At 45.5% G+C, this 20,302-nt stretch carries 10 protein-coding genes; 2 read left to right on the forward strand and 8 right to left on the reverse strand.

Annotation, left to right across the window (positions count from 1 at the left end; all coding sequences use genetic code 11):
- Window positions 1–3: 3 nt before the first annotated feature.
- Entirely contained in the window at window positions 4–5,145 is a 5,142-nt protein-coding gene (locus WA338_RS11305; RefSeq protein WP_286992225.1) for a caspase family protein, read from the forward strand.
- Window positions 5,146–5,188: 43 nt separating this feature from the next.
- On the opposite strand, the gene WA338_RS11310 is transcribed toward WA338_RS11305, so the two are convergent.
- The 8 genes from WA338_RS11310 to WA338_RS11345 form a co-directional block, all read right to left on the reverse strand.
- Complete coding sequence (locus WA338_RS11310) at window positions 5,189–6,871, reverse strand: DUF6531 domain-containing protein (RefSeq protein ID WP_336093380.1); 1,683 nt, start codon at window positions 6,869–6,871, stop codon at window positions 5,189–5,191.
- A complete protein-coding gene (locus WA338_RS11315; protein ID WP_336093381.1) occupies window positions 6,868–9,879 on the reverse strand; it encodes a tetratricopeptide repeat protein in 3,012 nt (1,003 codons plus the stop codon). Before WA338_RS11315 ends, WA338_RS11310 begins: the two co-directional genes overlap by 4 nt.
- A complete protein-coding gene (locus tag WA338_RS11320; RefSeq protein ID WP_273005232.1) occupies window positions 9,880–10,788 on the reverse strand; it encodes a caspase family protein in 909 nt (302 codons plus the stop codon).
- Window positions 10,789–10,827: 39 nt separating this feature from the next.
- Entirely contained in the window at window positions 10,828–12,372 is a 1,545-nt protein-coding gene (locus tag WA338_RS11325) for a trypsin-like peptidase domain-containing protein (RefSeq protein WP_336093384.1), read from the reverse strand.
- Window positions 12,373–12,406: 34 nt separating this feature from the next.
- Window positions 12,407–14,377: a caspase family protein gene (locus tag WA338_RS11330; RefSeq protein WP_336093386.1), complete on the reverse strand. Its 1,971-nt coding sequence runs from the start codon at window positions 14,375–14,377 to the stop codon at window positions 12,407–12,409.
- 10 nt (window positions 14,378–14,387) lie between these two features.
- A complete protein-coding gene (locus WA338_RS11335; RefSeq protein ID WP_336093388.1) occupies window positions 14,388–15,797 on the reverse strand; it encodes a hypothetical protein in 1,410 nt (469 codons plus the stop codon).
- A 1,108-nt stretch (window positions 15,798–16,905) separates the two neighbouring features.
- A complete protein-coding gene (locus tag WA338_RS11340; RefSeq protein ID WP_336093390.1) occupies window positions 16,906–17,385 on the reverse strand; it encodes a hypothetical protein in 480 nt (159 codons plus the stop codon).
- A gap of 355 nt (window positions 17,386–17,740) precedes the next feature.
- Window positions 17,741–19,165 carry an FAD-dependent oxidoreductase gene (locus WA338_RS11345; RefSeq protein ID WP_336093392.1) on the reverse strand — a complete coding sequence of 475 codons (1,425 nt, stop codon included), beginning with the start codon at window positions 19,163–19,165 and terminating at the stop codon, window positions 17,741–17,743.
- A 954-nt stretch (window positions 19,166–20,119) separates the two neighbouring features.
- Between WA338_RS11345 and WA338_RS11350 the strand changes: the two genes are divergently transcribed.
- Window positions 20,120–20,302: hypothetical protein (locus WA338_RS11350; protein ID WP_336093394.1), on the forward strand; the 183-nt coding region annotated here is incomplete at its 3' end.

Consider the following 20,302-nt stretch of genomic DNA (forward strand, 5'->3'; position numbering starts at 1 on the left):
GCTATGCATTTTCTTCAAAGACTGTTGGCCTGTTTGTTTTTTATAAGTATTCCGGCCACTGCTGTGGCTCAAAACCAAGATGTGATCTATGCTGAAACGCATGCCGAAGCTGTAAATGCGTTTGATGCGTCTTACTCTGCTTCGCTTATTGCGGTGGCAGTTTACCCGTATACCGATGTGGTACTGTATGATCTGTTTACTGCCGATGAAGTATTTCGCGTAACCGGCAATACCTTTACGGCCACAGCGATGCATTTTGATGCAGCCGGAACGCGCATGGTCATTCACTATCCAGATAAAACACAGGTGTGGGATATAACCAGTTTTCAAAAACAAGCAGAATATGCTACCGACTTTTATGCAGCCCGGGATTTCTCCTTTGCAACTGCAACTTTTGTAAGTTACCAAAACAACAGCCTTCAGTTTAAAGATCTCAATAATGCAGTGGTGAAAGAATTGCCCTATGCAGATGCTCCGGCGCGTTTGATGTTTTCTAAAAACGGGAATGCACTTTTTGGATTGAGCAATGGGCAATTACGCTATGTAGACGTTCAAGGAAACACTTCTCAAAAAACGCTTGATATTAAGGAGGTTTCTAATTTTGTAGTGGGAGATGCCGGTATAGCCATTCAACAAACTGAGGCCAATACGCAGGGGTCTGATGTACGGCTGAGCTTTTATGACTTTTCAGGGACGGCCAAAAGTGAAAAAATTCAGCCCAAGACGGCATTTCAGACGTTTGCAGCTCGAATGCATTTGTTTAACGACGAACTTTTATTCTATGAATCCTTTGATAAGGTGGTTGTGGTTAACAGTAACGGGGGAGAAGACACCTTTGAATTTAAAGAGGATTTAACGGATTTTAAATTCGTCAAAAATGTAGGCTTTGCGGTAAACTTTAAAAACCGATTGGATCTTTTAGATACTGATGGCAATTTGATTACGCGCTTGTATGCCAAATCCTTTATGAATAGTGGGAGTTATGTAAATCCCGATTCAGAACGGGTAGCTTTGGTCGTAGACAGCGTGTTGTTCTTAGGAGATGCTGCTACGCGACAGCCTAAGCAAATCAGCTTGGATGACGGTCTGGCCAATGCGGTGACGGGAGCAGAAGACCTCATAGCCTTTGCTACGCGTGATCAAAAACTTAGGCTTTGGGACTTGAAGTCGGCAAAAGAACGTGTCGCGATTACAACCCAGGAAGTCACTTTCCCGCAGTTCGTTCAGCTTGATCCTTCGGGAAAACTTCTTTTAGCGTGCTACCCCAGGGCAGATAAAATTGTAGTATATGACGTCAGAACCGGAAAGGAAAAAGCACGTTTAGCCCTTCCGCAGGAAGAACAAATAACGGCGCTTGATTTTGATGGGAAGCAACTTGTGGTAGGCACGCAATCTGGAGCTTATGCTTTTTATCAGTTGGGTTCTTCGGGATTTGAGCTTCAGCGGGACTATGCTCCGGCTTTGTCTAATGCGATAACCGGAGTAAGTATTTCGGGTTCTAAGGTAGCTGTGTCAAGCTTAGGCCGAATGCTTCAGTTACGGCTAGATCAAGAAGCTAAAGTAACCGCCGAAGATGTTTTAATAGGGCATTCGGGCTTTATTCACGGTATCGCCTACGATGCTACAGGAACTTATCTTACGAGTGCAGATACCTACGGGGACATCCACTTTTGGGAAGCAGACAAACAGCGTCTTGTACATCGTATTCATTTGGATTCGGCTTGGGTAAAAAATCTAAGCTTACACGATAGTCTGTACATCAGTTCTTCCGGACCGGGAATGATTACCGGTAATTTTTATAATCCGTTGGTGTATCAAAAGATCACCGATCCCAAACCCGAACTTCTGGTGCAGCGCGCCAATACCAATGCGATTCGTAAGCTGGTATTTAGTAGGGACGGTAAGTTACTGGCAAGTGATGATGGTTCGGTTATCAAAGTACGCGAAGTACAAACCGGTTTTTTAATTAGTGAGATCACGCTTGAAGATAATACCCTGAACGATCTCGCTTTTCTAAAAGATAACAACACGCTGGTTGTGGCTTCGGGGAGTTCGGTAGAGTTTATAGATGCCTATACCGGGACGTCTAAAAAGTTTTTAGATTTCAATACGCGCAACCGCAGTATTCATCAGGTTGAAAGTTTTCCTGACCTCAATATTGTAGTGGGGCTCAATATTCACGGTTGGCATTACCCTTTGCTTATACACAGCAATTCTGGCCTGGTGATGGGAACGCTTGAGGTAAACCCTGCAGAAGAGAAAGACCAGCAAATCATCAATCTTATCATTTCGCCAGATGGTAAACGCATCGCTACTTACGGCAATAAGTACATCAAAGTCTTTGAGATTAACGAGCAGGTGCAGACGCGTCAAGTGGCGGTCATACCGCGGGATTCTCCTGATGTGAGCAATCAATACTGGAATGATCTGATGCATTTTAATGCTGAGGGAACCCGGTTGGCTTATGTAGAAATGGGAAGCCCCAATCGCTTGAAAGTGCTCGATATAGCAAGTGGAAGCATCAGCTATGAAACTACCGGGAAGTTATCGGTATTCGGATATGACGGGGAGTTGGTAGGCATGGTCAACAGTAATGTGCGTTTATCAGCACTGAAGCAGGATGCAACAACCTGGGAGCGGCTGCAATCTGAACATGAGCATATGGACCTGATCTCAAGTTTGGCTTATGACCCCATCAATACGTTGTATGCCAGTGCAGACATCTGGGGGAATATCATTACATGGGATGCCGAAACCAAAACGCCACTCTGGGAGTTAGACCGTTTTGCTAATGATATTTACAGTGTAGACCTCAATGCCCAAGGGGATGTGATGGCGTTTAATGCCAAGAGTGGTCTTTTTCTTTTTGATCTTCAGCAGTTTAAGATCAAAAAGCTCGAAGGTAATAACTATCCCTATTATGGCGCTTTTTCTAAAGATGGAAGTTTGTTTTTCTATAGAAACGGAAAGGACTATCACGTGTACCGCCCGGAAAATGACAAAAGTGGTTTGCTGTTTAAAACACCTGTAGCTGCCGCAGATGCGAGCGGAAGTCTGCTCTCTGAAGATGGGTCGGTATTGAGTTTTAAAAATACCAAGACCGATGTGATGTATTCCTACGATATTCACAATAAAGCCTTGTTGGGCGAAATCAAACTCAAAGAAATTCCGGGGTATCTTTCTTTGACAGTCGCATCGGTGACTCGGGAAGCTAATACGAAGTTACAGCTTCAGGGAACAGCGCTCAAAACTTTGGGAGATTCGCTATTGGTGTTCAATAAAGTAAACTATACGCCTTCTACGCAGCAGCTCAGCGTAAACTCTAAAGAACATTTCATCAATCTGAAAGAAAACAAAGAGTTTTTAGATTATAAAATTAAATACCATACCAAGCTCAATGCCTATTCTGATGATGGTAAATACTACGCATACCTGGAGGATTTTCATCTAAAAATTGAAGATCTGGAGCGTAAAGAACTTCTTTATGACCAGTACATCCAAGATGTACGCATTGTTGACGGGGTGTTTACCGAAGACAGTAAAAGTCTTATTCTGGCTTTTGAAGATGGGGCTGTTAAAATCATGAGCTTGCCGGAATTCAAGGTTACACACACTTTTCTAGGCAGTACCGGTCAGCTTTCAGATATGGATTTCAAGAATCATTTTCTGGTGATCCTGGGCGGTGATAACCTCATTAAGGTTTTTGATCGCGATCAGGATTATAAATTACTCTATTCCTGTGCGTTTTTAGAGGATGGCGAATTTATTCTCTCTGACGAAGAAGGGTTTTATTATGCTTCTAAGGCAGCACGGGAGGCGGTGGCGTTTAAGAAAGGGGATGAGGTCTATCCTTTTGAGCAGTTTGATATGTTCTATAACCGCCCGGATAAAGCGATTCGTAATTTGGTTTCTTTAGGCATAACCGATTCGTTACTGCAAAAAGGCTATGAGATGGCGTATCAAAAGCGGTTGTCAAAAATGGGCTTTGACGAGGGGATGCTTTCCGGAGCTTTTGAATTGCCTACGCTCGAATTGCTTACTAAAGACCTTCCGGCAACCACAAATGATGCGCAGATCAGCTTTCGCATAAAAGCAGAAGATCGAGCGAAGAACCTCGACCGTATTTTGGTTTGGGTAAATGATGTTCCGGTTTTTGGGGCTAAAGGTAAAAGTGTCCGTGATCGCAACATTCAGCAATTGGGAGAAACGCTCACCGTAAATTTAGCCAGTGGCACCAACAAAGTGCAGGTTTCGGTGGTGAACAGCTCAGGAGTAGAAAGCCTTAAACGCACTTTTGTGATCAATGCTACGGCTGCAATGCCACAACCTGATCTGTATCTGGTGAGCATTGGAGTTTCCAAATACCAAAATGAAGACTATAACTTAAAATATGCAGCAAAGGATGCTAAAGACCTGATGGATTATGTAAACGAGCGTCCTGAAGCTTATGCTGAGATCCACACGCATAATTTAGTCAATGAGCAGGTCACCACTACTGAGATCGCAAAGCTGAAAGCCCGGCTGATGCAATCGCGCACCAATGACGTGGTTATTGTATTTTTTGCGGGACACGGGGTACTGGACGAAGAGATGAATTATTATCTGGGAACCTATGATATCGATTTTGATAATCCGAAGAAGAACGGACTCGCTTATGATGGTTTAGAAAATCTTTTAGACGGAATCCCCGCACTCAATAAGCTACTCATCATTGATGCGTGCCACTCAGGGGAAGTCGATCAGGACGATGCGACTATAGACAGTGGCTTGACCAATGCTAAAGTAAGCGGGAAACGCGGGTCTATCGTTGTAAAGTCTAAAAGCAAGCAGCTTGGTCTTGAGAATTCTTTTGAGCTGATGCAAATGCTGTTTTCCGATCTGAGAAGGGGAACAGGTGCTACAGTGATCAGCTCGGCCAGCGGACTAGAATATGCCTATGAAGGGGAAGCCTGGCAGAATGGAGTATTTACCTATGCGATGCTCGAAGGCTTAAAGAGTGGCGCCTGTGATTTAAATGGCGACGGTAGTGTGCAGGTCTCTGAACTCAAAACCTATGTTTTTGATAAAGTTTCAGAACTTACAAACGGCAAACAAAATCCAACCTCCCGTAAAGAGAATTTAGAATACGATTTTAAGGTGTGGTAAACCCCCGAGATTTCGTTCAGCGTAAAAGATGTTCAATTTGGGTTTACATACTTAAATTAACACCCGCAGGTTTAACCAGGGCCAGTAAGTTTTGAAAGGCTTGTGTGACTTTTAAAGCCATACTGTGCCCGTCTTCACTGTCTACCCGTGTGATTTCGCCATAGTCATCATAAGTCACATGGATCGCACCAGACTCCTCAGCGCCTTCCATTTGTATTTTAACGGGTTTCCCGCGTTCATCATATTCAAAAACTAAGGTTTTATCGGCTTGCTCCATTTTGGTGATCTTCGAGCGTTCATCATAATGCAGCTTTACCCAGGTATCATCATTTTTAGAAGCATAAACCAGATTTGCCTTGGTATCGTATTCAAAAGTAAAGAGGCCTTGATCATTTTTGACCTCCGTTAATTTTTCTAGTTTGGGATGATAACGCATATACACCGAGTCGTACTTACTCAGTTTTTCGGTAAGCAGGCAGCGGTTGTTGTATTTAAATACCGTGGTATTGGTCCCTCGGGTAATGTTTATAGGCAGTTCGCAGGTTTCATCGTAGGTGGTTGCCGTTTTGATCCCGTTTACCGTTGTGATGATCTGTTGGCTAAAGCGATCGCCATTTTCTTTTACCCCGATATAATATTCATATTCGTTGGTCACCTGCTGCCCATTATAACCGGTTTTATGCACCGTAGTCGCATAGTGGTCGTCATCGATCGTTCCATCTTCTTTAAAGAATTTCTTATAGGTGTAGGCTGTTTCTTCTCCATTACGATCAATGATCTTAGCAACAAAACTGGTTTTGGGTTCGTACGAAATATACCGCGCATCCTCGGCTTGTCCCTTAAGCCGAACAGGGTTATATACGATCTTGATCAGGTTATGCTTTTCATCATAAACGTATTTATAGTGATTACCGCCGGCATCTTTGGCGTATACCAGATCAAGCCCGTCGTATTTAAAAGTAGCTTCTTTAGCTCCTGAAGTAATGCGCGTGATGAAACCGTCTTCATTGGTGGTGAACACCAGACTGGTACCATCGGCATTGCTGATTTTGGCAAGGTGACTATTAGTATATTCCAAAAGGGTATAATCGCCATTTTTTTCATCGATCTTCACTAAAAGGCCTTCGGTGTTGAAATCATCGATACGCGAACTTTTAATCCGTGAATAACCGTTTTCGGTTTTTACGATACGCTCTCGACCGCGTTCAAACGATTCCCACTCGGCGCCTACAGGAAGCGTAGATTGATAGGCTACCAATCCCTTTTTGAGGTATTTGTTCCAGAGGCTGTGACGTGACTCCTGATTGTTTTGTAGTTCTTCACGCTTGTTGGCCAATGCATTGGGGGTGTTCTGCAAGCTTCCTTCAGCAAGACTTACTTCAAGGAGTTGGTCTATCATCAGGTCGAGCATATCCTGCGTAGCAAAAGGTGAGAGATAAACAGTTTTTCCTCCAGAACCGTGTTCGGCGACTACCAGACTTCCGTCAGGATAGGCATAGAGGCGTGATTCGATAAGTGTTCCCCAGCCATAACCAAATAAACCAACCTCAATAGATTTGGAATTATAGGTACGGGTGATGTCTTCAAGAGCACCGCGGGTTTTCGCGATTTGAATGTCGGTATACGAAATGTAAAAATTACCATTCTTAAGATTGACTCCGCCTTGTAGCGCAAGACTGAGTAGTAAAAGCAGCAGGGTGAGTTTAAAGGATTTTACCGGTTTCATGGTTTCAGTTTTTTAATGCGTTGTATCGTTGCCGGGCTGTATTTGGTTTCAAGCAGTTGCTCATTAAAATACATAGGACTGAGGCTCGTAAGCGTGGTTTTAGCTTCTTGCGTTTTCCCCTCAAGCGCTTGTGTTAAAGCACCCAGGATCTTGTCGGGCCGCGGACTCAAGCGAGTCAAGGCGTTGTAACTAGCTGTAGCCAAAGTAACCTCTTCCAGATCGATGGCGAGCTTTGTTGAAAGTTCGTAGTATTTGGTTTTTCGGGTTTTAGACAGTTGTTCTGCTTCCAAGAGCTGTAACACCTCGAGTGCTTCCTGAGCGCGATCTGCAAAATAATAATGTTCGGCCAGTGCCGTAGCACTGGTGTAGTTGGCGTCAAGATGTAAAGCTTCCTTAAAGCTGGTTTCAGCTGCTTTGAGTTCGCCTTCGCGCTTTAATTTTCTTCCTTCGGTAACCAAAAGCAGGGTGAAGTTTTCTACATTGTTCTTATAGGGGTTGTAGTCTATCGCTTTGCGGTAAGCAGCCACTGCAGCTTTATAGCGCTTAGATTGTAACAGGCTGTAGGCGAGATTGGCAAAACCTTTAGCATAGGTAGAATCTACGTCAAGACTGCGTTGGTAGGCGTTTATGGCTTCTTCATTGTTGCCTTGAGAATAATAGGTGTTGCCCAACAGATTGTAGCTGTCGGGGGCTTCGTCATCTATACGCACCAAATTGTGCAACAAGGCTAAGGATTGTTCCTGCTTGTCATTTTTATTGTACAAGTCAACAAGCCCCTTGTAGGCAGGGAGGTAAAAGCTATCTTTGGCGATAGCATTTCGGTATTGTTTTTCTGCATTTTCAAAGTCGGTTAAAGCACTTTTGTAATACTGTGCCAAATAGTAGTAAGCTCTTGGTTTTTCAGGATTTGCAGTGATTCCTGCTTTAAAGGATGCCAGGGCTTTATCGGGTTGCTCCTGTCTACTGTAAAGCCAGCCGCGCCCGGCATAGGCCCACTCGTAAAAAGGATCATTAGCGATTGCGAAGTCATACAGCTCTAGCGCTTGTGTATAGCTTGCTTCGCTTTTAGGATAGCGTCGTAACAGGTCGGCATAGGTGGCGTGCCCTTTTGAAAAGTAAGGCTCAATAGCGATGGCTTCCTGGAGCAGGGCTTCTCCTTGTGCAATGTCTATAGCCTCATCGATGAGCAGATCGCTGTAGTTGTAATAGTTGTCTACATCTTTAGGATCTTGTTCTAAAGCACGTTTATAGTAGGCTAAGGCTTTTTTGATATTGCCCCGATCCTCATAAAGTCCGCCCAGATTGCGCAGCGTAATCGCCTGTAGTGCTCCAGAAGTGTCTGCTGAGCGTAAATAATACTGCTCTGCAGCCTGATATTTTCCTTGAGATTTATAGAGCGCGCCTAAGTTTTGCAAGGCGGTGTGGTATTCGGGAGCACGCGCTAAAGCTTCCTCATACCAATATTTTGCCTTTTTGTACTGATACTGATCAAAATAATTGGTGCCCAGATTGTTTATGGGGTAGGCCCAATTGGGGATAAGCTCTTTTGCTTTTTCGTAGTGAATATGTGCTTTGTCAAAGCTGTTCTCCTGACTGTATAAAACGCCTAAAGCATTATGAATATATGCCGCCCGGGGCTCAAGCTCTAGCGCTTCCAGCAGTTTTTCTTTTGCCTGAGGATAGTTAGAATAATTTTTAGTGCGAATGATGCTGTAGGCTTCCAGAAAGAGTTTGCTGGTCACCAGGCGTTCCCGCATCGGTGCATTGGCGGGCATTAGGCTCAGGCATACGTCCAGGTGCTGCGCTTGTCGTACAAAGACCTGACCTCCCGGAAGCTTTTCATGCCCTTCAATATAGTAATTGATAAGCATCTGCGCAGTAGATGAAAGGGCTTTTAAAAGCGCAAACTGCATTTTCTTAAGGCTTTTTTCAGGCAGTTGCTGTGTTTGCTTTGCGTTGTTGTAAAGCGCCAGTGCACTGTTATCGCCTTCATAATAAGCTTCGGCAGCCAGGGCTTTGTTAAAGGCTTTGATGATAGGGTTGTCGTTTGCAGGTCCTGCAGTCGTCTGGGTAGAACCGGTGCTACTGCGCGAGGCTAAAAGGTCTTTGATCGAACTCGATTTTTTTACGATCTCCATAGACGCTTTCTTTTCCTGAGGATCGATGGCTTTGAGTACTTCCCGCTGATTTTGCGTGACCACCAGCGGGGTTTGTTTTTCTTCAGATTCGTTGTAGACATTGGTGTAGAGAAACTCACCAAGCTCTCTATACTGCAGGTTGGTATCATCTACATCGGCAGCTCCCATAAGGCCTAAGACGAGATAGTAGGTAAAATAACCGTGACCCAGCGTTCCGCTTTCGTAAGAGAATTGGTCGGGTTTGCAGCTCAGATAGCGCGTTGTATTGAGAAAGCTTTCATTCAGGCTTTCCATATTCCTTTGTGCACCTTCCTTATAGGCAAATCCCGAATGACAAGCGTCAAGCACTAGCACCACTTTAGCTCCCGAAGCGGTAAGCGCGCCCACATATTCATTGAGGTCCTGAAGGGCGACCACGCCACCGGTACCTTTGTAATTCTGACTGGCATTGGCATCGGCAGCGAGCAAATAGCCTTCATAACGTGTGATCTTTTTAACCACATCTCCGTGCCCTGCAAAATAAATGTAGACCAGATCTTCAGGTTGTGTGGTTTCTAAAAGTTGGTCTAAGGCATTATAAACCCCTAAAGCCCCGGCGTAGGTTTCTGCGGAAGGATCATTGCTGGTTAAATAGGTGATATCCTCGGCTTGTAACTTTTCGATCTTCAACAGATATTCGCGAAATAAGGCAGCATCTGAAGCGGCATAGTTCAGTTTGAGGCTGGGCTCGTTATACTCTGAAATCCCTACGATCAATGCACGTCGGGTTCCCTGGACGGCAGGAAACTCACCAGCCGCAGGTTGTGATGCAGCAGCGTTAGCCAGCATTAGCAAGAGTGCAACCAACGTGTATGTTCTTAAAAAAACCATCTAGTGTACCAGTGTTTTAAAGAGCGCCTTTGCATTTTCTTGTTGGGCAAGCTTAAGCGCTTGAGCACGAGCTCCCGGCGGAAGCACCCGAACACTTTCTCCCGGTAGTGACGGACATACAGGTTGCTGTTGCTTACCCGTTTGCTGTTGCACCTGCGTGTAGAGGTAGTCATCGAGTTCGCTATAGGTTATCCTGTCATCTGCATTGGTATCTGCGGCGCCCATAAGTCCTAAAACCAGATTGTGGGTAAAGACTCCTAAGGAATTAGAGGCGGAATTGTAAGATGTGCCTTCGGGTCCTGTAGCTAAAAAGCAGGTATAGTTTTGGGTACGGGTCTGAATCGTTTGCATATTGCGCTTTGCGGTCTGTTGAAAGACAAGAGGATCATCAGCTTTGTTGGTGTCTAGGATACATTGTATGCTTGCGCCTTCAGCTGAAGCCTTTCCTAAAAGATTGAGGATGTCGCTGAGCCGTACGATGCCCGTACTGCTTAAAAGCGGTTCTTCGGCTTTAAAATCAGCAGCCAGCAACAGACTCTCGGGCGTTCCCAGAAAGTCTGAATACACACTCGTTCCCGAAAAATAGAAGTACACTTGATCTCCCTCCTGAATGCTGTCGGTAAGCTTTTTTAAGGCAGTATAGATCTGTGCCGCTTTGGCTGTTTTGCCGGAGAGGGTGATGAGCTGCTCAACAGGAACCTGAGCTACATGTTCTAAATATCCTGAAAATAGTATTGCATCCCGTGCAGCAGCAGCACTGGTCCCAATCACCAAAGCTTTGGTGTGTGTCGTTGTTGTAGTTGCTGCAGTCGCTTTGGCTTTAGACCCTCTACCGTATTCCTGAGCCTTCCCGGGCACTACAGCGCCAAGAAAAGTAAGAAAAATCAGGTAGTTGAGATAAGCGTTCATCGCAAAGGATTTTTACTGAGCGCAAGCAGCTAGGGGGTACTATCTGCTTTTGCGCATCTTTTTCATATACTTAAATACTTTTTTGTACCCCTTATCCTTAGCCACACGTTCGGGTAGATCCCCTGCGCGGTTTTCTGAATCGATCAGCTGGGGTTCGAGGCCGTAGAGGTAATTGATGAGCGTTGTATTTCCGGTAGCTGCGGCGAGATGTAGGAGGTTATTGTCCCCATCATCTTTAACTTGTGCGTCGGCTCCGGCATCTACCAGTTTGACCACCCAGCCCGTATTAGCCTCTTTAACCGCTTCCTGTAAGGCGGTATAGGTCTTGTTTGCGCCGGCATCGGCATAAATACCCTGCTCGAGTAAAAGGGTGTAGAGCGTGTTGTTATTGGTGCTAATGGTATAGTCTAAAAGTTCCCGGCGCTGACTGTCAGTATACGTAGGGAAGGCGTAGTCAAGCATTTGAGCATACATGCCATAGTTTTGCTCTTTTAAAGCCAAGACTTCGAGGAGTCCGTTTTCTTTGGCATATTGATGGGTAAAGATCCATTGATATACGGCCCAGTCGTCAAAACGGTCTTGTAAACCCTTTGTGATCGCATAAGCGAGGTTCTCGTAAATACTGCGTACTAAAAGCTCAGAAGGGACGTGGGTGATCTTGTGCGACTGGCAACCTGCAGTATAGCTGGCGCTGTTAAAGTTTACCGTCTTGATGCAGTCGCAGGTCTCATCATAGTAGTAATCCCCGGTATAGTCCCCATTCCTATAGGTTACGGCTCCGCGTACCAGGATTCCTTCGATCCAGCCATAGTCGTCAAAGACAGGACCTCCGGAATTTCCGGGAAAGGAATCAATATCGCTTTTAAACCAGTTGGTAGGCGAGGCGTCAACCACCTCGGCGTTTTCTGCAAATTTGAGGGGTAATCCTGTGGGGGCGCCTATGGTATTTACACCCGTGCCTTCGGTGATGGTACCGCTGGTTCTAAAGCGGTAGGGACGTCGGTCTGATTTACGCTTGAGGCGTAACACCGCATAATCATCACTGGTCTCATCGTCTAAAGCAGCACTTAGTACTTCGGCAACTTCATAGACATCATCAGGATCTAAAGGGATCGCATGCGTATTGGTATTGAACTGTTGCGTACTGGTATAATCGAAGACCCAAACATAAGGTTCGGCATCTTCTATGGTTTTAATACAATGTCCTGCGGTCACCAGAATATCGGGAGCGATAAGAAATCCGGTACAATTGGCGAGTGCCGGCTGCTCTAAGAACATGACGTTGTCGTCAAAATTATCGGTATTAAAGGTCATACTCAGGCGTTCGCGCAGCGAATAGGAATAGGCCACGTTATTGCGTATCGACTCCTTACTCACCATTACAGCGGTTGCCCGCACAAAATCCTGATAGCCTATAGCATCCTGTGCCTCTTTACGATCATCGGGACCAAAGACCCCGCGGGAAGTAGATCCCGGCTCTCCAAAAGGATATTGTACGTTGATCTGTGTACTGTCCTGGGCGTGTACAACAAGTGTGGTAGCCAGGACGAATACAAGGCTGAAAATAGCTGTAGTTTTTTTCATAATACTGCGGTTTAGGGTGGGCAGAATGATAGGTTTACTCTTTAGTTTCTACGATTTCATAAATAAATTCGGTGGCATAACCGTCAACTTTTCCAGAGGCTGTGCTTGCTGCACCGCCACGCGATTGCGTATAGGTATTGGCAATAAAGGCCTCTAAGGGATTGGTGGTTCCGCGGGTACCGGCACCACGGGTTTGTACGGTTGCTTTAAAGTTGATGGGCTTGGGAGATGCAAAGCCTTTGAGCATGAGGCGTTCATACGGCGGACCAAAAGAGAACACGCAGTCTTTAAAAACCATGGTTTGCCCGGGCGCCAGCCTGCGCTCATCGTCGTTCAAGGTACAGGCATCGTTGGGCATAAACGTATTGAGTTCTCCTTTGCTGTTGATCTCAATGATGCTGAAATACAAAGGTTGTTTACTTTCATTGGTCACCTCAAGCACCACGTGATCTTGTTCAGGAACGACGCTAAAGGTACCGTTAGCATCTATAAAAGCTTCGGGTTCCTGAAGTTCGCCAAAGGTTTCCATCACCACATCATAAGCTACCGGCAGCAGCCGAAAGCTAAACTCATAGTCCATATTCTTCAGCTGTAATTCTTTGAGGTATTGGCCTTGTGCATAATTGAACAGGTCTTGTTGGAGCGCATCCAAAGCTGCAGCACCCCGGCTGGCATCTACCGAATTGATGGTGGTCGTACCGTGGGTTGCGTTAAGCTGATACGCGCCTTCGGTTTGGGTGATGGTCACGCTCGAGGCGATCGAATCGGTAACCAGGCTTCCCAGTTGGTTGGTGCTTAAGAATTCTTCTAAGGAATTTTCTACGGCTTTTTCGGTAACCGAAGCATCCAGATATACTTTAAGATCCAGGTCGCCGTAGGTTTTTTCGAGCACAAACACCCAGTATTCCTTGTGGTTGGTTCCCTCAAGGGCCTGATCTAATACGATATTGGCCTCGTTAAATTTGGCAAGTTTTACGGTTCCTGTAGCAAGGGCTTTATCTGCAGCATAGGTCGTTGTTCCGGCAGGAAGCACGGCAACCGTCGTTCCCGGAAACAGGCCTTGCAGTTTACCTGCCTGTATTTTAACCACATCCGGACGCAATACCGACTGTACTTCAAAATAGGGCTGTTGGGTAACATATTCTCCTTTAAAGACTTTATAGTCGGGGTCTCCTTCAAGCGTTGGGGTTTGGTTGGGAGAGATGACGTTCATTGTCGCCGCTATTTTGGTATAGAGCTGGCGGTAGGTCGCATCGCTTCCCAGCTCGGTCATGGCTTTATTAAAGGCATAACTCAAAGAGCCTACGCCTTCATATTCATAATTGAGTTCGTTGGCCGAAGCTCCGCTAAACATCACAAAAGGAGCTGCGTCGGACTGTACCTGTGCTTTTTCAAACATATCACTGCCCTTGTTGGTTGTGTTGGTTTTAGGCACCCAGCCTTCAGGAGCAAAGGTCGCTGCGCCACCACGGGCTTTTCCGCCACGCGTGGCAGAGCCCGAATGACAACTGTCTAGCAATACAAGCAATTGGCCTTTGGCTCCCAGCTTGTTTCTAAAATTGGTGAGCAGCGTTCCAAGAGCGTCATCGCGTATATGGTTTTGTCCGCTGTAATTGTAGGTGGGGCGCACGAGCGCATCATACGGCACGAGTGCTTCGTCTTTATCATCTATTTCTTCCCCGTTATCATCAGCGATTTGCTGGCCGTGACCGGAGTAGTGAATCACCACTATATCCCCGGGTTCTATCTGTGTGCTCAAGGTATTGAGCGCATTGATGATACCATCGTGGGTAGCTTCGGCATTCAAGAGCGTGGTGATGTGCTCTTCTTTAAAGCCTTGGTGTTTTAAAGCAGCTTGAATAAGCGGCACATCATTAGCCGAACTAATGGGACTCCATCCGGTACTGGCGGGGTAATCGCCTACCGCAATGATGAGCGCTATCTTTTTAGCCTGAAGCGGTAAACTCAACAGCACGAGGAGTACAAGTGCGATACGGGTTTTCATAATTAGGGATTTAATTGATATCAAACAGACTGAAGGAGATTCCGAAGAAATACCCAAAGTCGTATACTTTTTTAGTGAAATTATCCAGGCTGCTTAAGGTGGTGGTTTGATCGATCTCCAGGCCGTTGGTGAGTCGGTTTACCGGGCCGTAAGCCACACCTCCCGAAAGTGAGAGTCGGCTTTGACGTCCCAAAAACACCGAAGGACCTAACAAGAAATTCACCCCGTTTACATCATCGGCGATAGGAATGGAAAGTCCAAAACTTCCTCCTACATTAAAGTTATCTCCGATAACCGGGTAGAAGTTGATCATCGTACTCAGGTTAGGGATGAAGTAATCGTTGGGCGTACCGCCAATCACTCCTTCTTCAGAAATAAAATAGTCTTTAGACTTATCACCAAAATTATTCAGCGTAAGCGCGATACTGGTATTGATCTTAAAACCGCCGGTAGCAAAAAGCTTAAGGTTACGGGTTTTGAGGGTTGCAATTTCTGAATCATCATCCATCGCTTCAGAAAAGGCACTTTGTACAAACTGCAGGTTGATGTTTACCGCATCGGCTTCGAGTTGGTAATCATAGGTGCGTTCAAAAGAAGCCGCTTCCAACCGGGTAAAGAGGGAGCGTATTTCATCAATGGTCGTATGCGTTTCAGATACGGCATCATTTAAAGAAGCTTTAATAGCGCTCAGGTTATTCATACTGCGGTTGCGTTCTACCAATTGTCCGCGAGACATTCCGGTTTCCAGCGGCGCGCTGGTTTCAACCTCCTGCAGCATAGCATCCAGGTTGCTTTGCAGTTCCTGGGTATCGGTGCTGATGATCTTATCGAGATTTGCGAGGTAATTGTAGAAATTAGCGTCCGGGTCACTCAACCGGGCATCGGTTTGTTGGCGCGCCAAAGCTTTAGCATTGGCGAGTATGGCATCTTTATCCAGATTGGGGTTGATTAAATTGGCTTTAAGCGTATTGTCTAATGCACGAACGGCAGCCATTTTATTGGTCAGTTCTGTAACGCCGCTACTCACGCTTGCACCCCGGGAACCGGCCGTAAAGAAGTTGGGATCACCTAGGGAGGATTGGCTCACATTCAGTCCCAGATTGTCGCCACTCATTCCGCTGATGCCACCCAGCAAGGAACTGAAGTTAAAACCGGAGGCTGCGGGCTGCAGGTCTTCCTCTTTTACTTCGGTAAGTACATCTACCGCAAAAGGATTCACATTGAGCAGCTTGATCTCCACCAGACTGTTGCGTTTGATGCGCGGTTTGATCAGGGTATCCTGAACCACATTGGTACTGCTCAAGCTGAGGTAAGTTGCAGTCTCGGTATTGTAATCGTATTCAATACGATACTTATCCTGAGCATAACATAAACCGGTAAGGAGAAGGCCTAAAGCCAGACTTAGGTAATTTTTATTCATACACAAGGTGTTTAGGGACAATACTACGCGAGACGATCAAGCGTAGTGTTAAATATATTAACATTTTTTGAGATACTCTAGTTGTTTATAAGAATGTGTTGGGGAACGCTTGCGCAAACGGGGTGTTGACTTCCTAAGGTTAGTATGATGAGTTTTGCTTCAAAGCATGTTCTGTTCATTTTCTTTACTCGTCTAAAGAAAACGAACCAAAAGAAACGACGCCTTTTGGATAGGTATTTTTTGCTATCGCAAAAACCGCAAGCGCATCCCTAAATTTCTTCCAAGGCTTCAGAAATTCTTTACGGGATGCCCTTGCTATACTGACCAAAAGGATACTAAACCCTTCAGGTATGAGTAATCAATACTGCAAACCGAAGACTGCTATTTGCGTACTGCTACTACGAACTGTTGATCCGTCTTTTCTCTTTATTCTAACATCTAACGTCTGAATTCTAATATCTCAAGTCTATTCAAACGTCAGTACCGGCCTACTTTTTAGAGCTGTAGTAAAACAAGCGGGCGCCGCAGCGGTGGGCAGCGGAGGATAGCCTAGCGTAGCGGTTTGCTATCCGCAGGATAAGGCGGTTGCGAAGTTTTCAAGGATCTAAAAATAAGCCTTGATTTTTTGGTTCTTTGGCATCAAGGCAAAAGAACAGGAATATGAATTGAAATAGTTATCAATATTCATTACTCGCGTGATTTCAATTTTCACAGCAGTTGGTGAATCTCCTAGCGGCGATTTGAGTAATGTTTACTACTAATCAAGCTCATTCATTTTCTTTGCTTGTCCAAAGAAATCCTTCGACTATCGCTCAGGACAGGCTACACAAAAGAAAAGATCCTATTTGATCTGTAGTTTTTATTGATTTCAATTGGTCAGATTGAATGTGCCTACAGCAATTCGAATGCTTACCTTGATCTAGTTAAGGCACATTTCTTAGGTGTTTTTGCCCTTGAAGGCAAAACCGCAAGAAGCCTCCTAAATTTTCTCCAAGGCTTCAAAAATTTTTAACGGGTACTTCTCGCTATACTGAAGAAATAGAATTGGAAACCATTCGGGTATGAGTATTCTAAGTCATCTTGACGATAGAAGAGGTCACACGGAAAGCTAACTCCCTTCTCCTTTGGGAGAAGGGTCGGGGATGAGGGATATAGGATGCGATTGCTCCCGATAGTCGAAATGAATGTCTGTTTCAACATCAGTCAATAAAACCAAGTCTCCCTTTGAAGGGAGATTTAGAGGGATGTTTAAGTCTTTGCTATTACACCCTTCCCCAACCCTTACTTCTCCCGAATCTTCGGGAGGAAGGGAGTTACTTGTTTGGTTTAAAATGATATTTAGGTGAACGCAACACGCGATACAATCGCGCGGAAACATTGGGATAGGCTGCGCGACAATATTGATAAAAGCGTCATGCTGAACGTGTTTCAGCATCTCATCACCTAGGCTTCTCTCCCGGAGACTTTCGGGATTCGCTTGAAGTGACAAAGCATTTTTTATTTGAATTTTGTATTTCTGACTTTTTACTTTAATGCGGAATAATAAATCAGAAACCACAAACAATAAACTCATTACTGCAAACTGCAACTGCCAACTTAATCTAGAGCTGCCCACGTTTATTCTGAACCGAGGGATTTTGATCGTGTTGACCCTTCGGATAGGCGTACTTGTCACTTCGAGTGGTTGAAGTATTGCGTTAGCAGTACATCAACTGTATCGAGAAGTATTCTTAGTAAAAATGTTTCTTGCTAGATAGACTTCTCGATACAATTCTTTCGCGCTCGGTCGCTCTAGAATCACTCGAAGTGACAAAGCATTATTTATTTGCATTTTGTATTTCTGACTTTGTACTTTAATACGGAATCAGAAACCACAAACAATAAACTCATTACTGTAAACTACAATTGCCTACTGTACACTGAGACTGCCGACTGCCCACTGCCTACTGTTTCCCTCCCCCTCTAGGGCCGTCGCGTTCTTGAAGGACCTGGTCTGAATGCAATACGCGGGCGGCGCGGGCAGAGGCTTTGACTTTAGTGGCGCTGCGGTCAAGCATTTCGGTTTCGAAGGGCGTTAAGATCTTTTTGCGGAGGTTGGTCTGCTTCCATGAAGTATCGGGTTTACACACTTTGGAGATGCGTCGGGCAAGTGCCAGCGCATCCAGCAGAGCTTGGTTGGCACCCTGACCTTTAAACGGACTCATAGGATGGGCGGCGTCGCCCAATAGAGTTATGGGGCCACTGTGCGCAAAGTCTTGTGGAGTTAACAACTCCCGGTCATACACCGGATAGCCTGAGATCAAAGCAGCCGGTGTGGCGTTGATGATCTGCGGAATAGGCGCATGCCAGTCGGTGCGCTTTTGTACCTCTTTTTTTAAAGCTTCAGCACCTTGAGCACTTAAGCTTTTGGCTTCGGCTTCCGCCAGCGGATAACTGAATTGCCACATAATATGCTCGGGATCATAAGGCATCATATACATCCGCTCGTTACCATTGGCGGTTTGAAATACGGTTTTCTGATCCAGTAACTCGTATGCTGTGTTTTTCAACGCACTTAAGGTACAGATTCCCAGGATCACGATACAATCGAGATAGCGCAAGGGATACGGCTCTTGCTCAAACAGCAACGCGCGTACGCTGCTGCGAATACCGTCGGCACCCACCAGCAGATCGGCCTGTGCTGTGGAGGTTTTTCCTTGGATGTCAAATTGGAGTTCAATGCCTGTTTCCGTTTGTTTGAACCCGTTAAGCTGATGTCCCCAGCGTATCGCGTCTGCACCCGAAAGTTGGTTCAATAAGGCCAGGCGTAGGTTTTGCCGGGCAATATGAATGTTGGTCCGTTTAGGCGTTGCGTTGGTTTGGGTGTCCCATTTGCGCATGCCCCATTCGCCCAAGACCTTACCGTCTGGCGTATGCGCGATATGCCGGGTAGAAACGATGCCCTGTTCCAGCGTGTCTATTCCAAAACCTTTTACCGCCGTATGCGCCTGTTGCAGGGTAAGTCCGTAACCTTGTGCGCGTGCTGCGAAGTCGGTATCCCGCTCGTATAACGTAAACGGAATTCCCCGGTGTAAACAAGCTACTGCCAGCGCTGCTCCCCCAATACCACCCCCAATGATCGCCACATGTGGAAAGCGTGTGGTATCCGGCACTGGCGGTTGTAGAGCAGGGAGGAGTCCGCTTCCTGAGCAGGTAGGACACACCTGCAAATGCGCTTTAGGCTTTACCGGCTTGGGATTATCAGGAAAACGTTGGTACACCTCCAAAGCCTTTTGATACCGCTGTTTGGCACGTTTTGAGAGTCCGCGGTTCTGTTTTCCGAGACCCTGACAATCGGGACAGGCGGTATGGCTTGTGGGGGTGTTCATTAGAATTTTCAGAATTACTTCAGTTATTAAAGCAAGTGCAAAGATGTTTAAAGAAAATGGGTTTCGCTAGTATCTGAAGCTAAAGCATGGGTTCACCTCATCCCCAAGCCTTTTTTCTCCCGAAGTCTTGGGAGGAAGGGAATTGCTTTTTTTGGTAAAATGGTGTCTGTGGGTTTAGATTGTATTGAATTGCGTTAAGTTCCTGAGGTCAGTTTGATGAGTTTTCTTTTAATTCATGTTTTGTTCATTTTCTTTACCATTACTAATTCGACTAGTATTTTTACAGAGCACAACAGGTGCATTCCTCTCCCTGCGGTCGTCGGATGCAGAAAAGAAACGACGCCCTCGCTTAGGAATTTTTCGCTATCGCAAAAACCGTCTTGTCAGCTCCGCGTCGCTACCGCTCCTGTCCTTCGGAGCTTCCTGCATCTATTCTGAACCGAGGGATTTTGATAGCGTTGACCCTTCGGGTATGAATATCATTTGAATGCTTATTGATAATTGAAGATCGGCCTACTTTTTAGAGCTGTAGTAAAACAAGCGGGCGCCGCAGCGGTGGGCAGCGGAGGATAGCCTAGCGCAGCGGTTTGCTATCCGCAGGATAAGGTGTTTGCGTAGTTTTCAAGGATCTAAAAATAAGCCTTGTCCCGAAGCTTCGGGATTGTTTCTTTTGTATCAAGACAAAAGAAAGGGAAGATGAATTGAAGTTTATTTTTTCAATTCATGTTCTGTTCATTTTCTTTACTCGTCTAAAGAAAATGAACCAAAAGAAACGACGCCTTTTGGATAGGTGTTTTTTGCTATCGCAAAAACCGCAAGCACATCCCTAAATTTCTTCCAAGGCTTCAGAAATTCTTAACGGGATGCACTTACTACACTGACCAAAAGGAAACTAAAGAATACAATTTTTAGTTTGAATTTAGGAAACGGCCTATCATGAGGTTCTCGTTAAATTTGCAGAGAGCGGAACGTCCGCAGGCGGTTCTGTTTGAGGGCGGTGCGCCGCCCGAGTTAAGCGCATGCAGTGCAGCGAGCATAAAATTTAGAGAAGCTCATGTAAGCCTTGTCCCGAAGCTTCGGGATTGTTTCTTTTGTATCAAGACAAAAGAAAGGGAAGATGAATTGAAGTTTATTTTT

Source organism: Leeuwenhoekiella sp. CH_XMU1409-2 (genome assembly GCF_037029365.1).
GTDB lineage: Bacteria > Bacteroidota > Bacteroidia > Flavobacteriales > Flavobacteriaceae > Leeuwenhoekiella > Leeuwenhoekiella blandensis.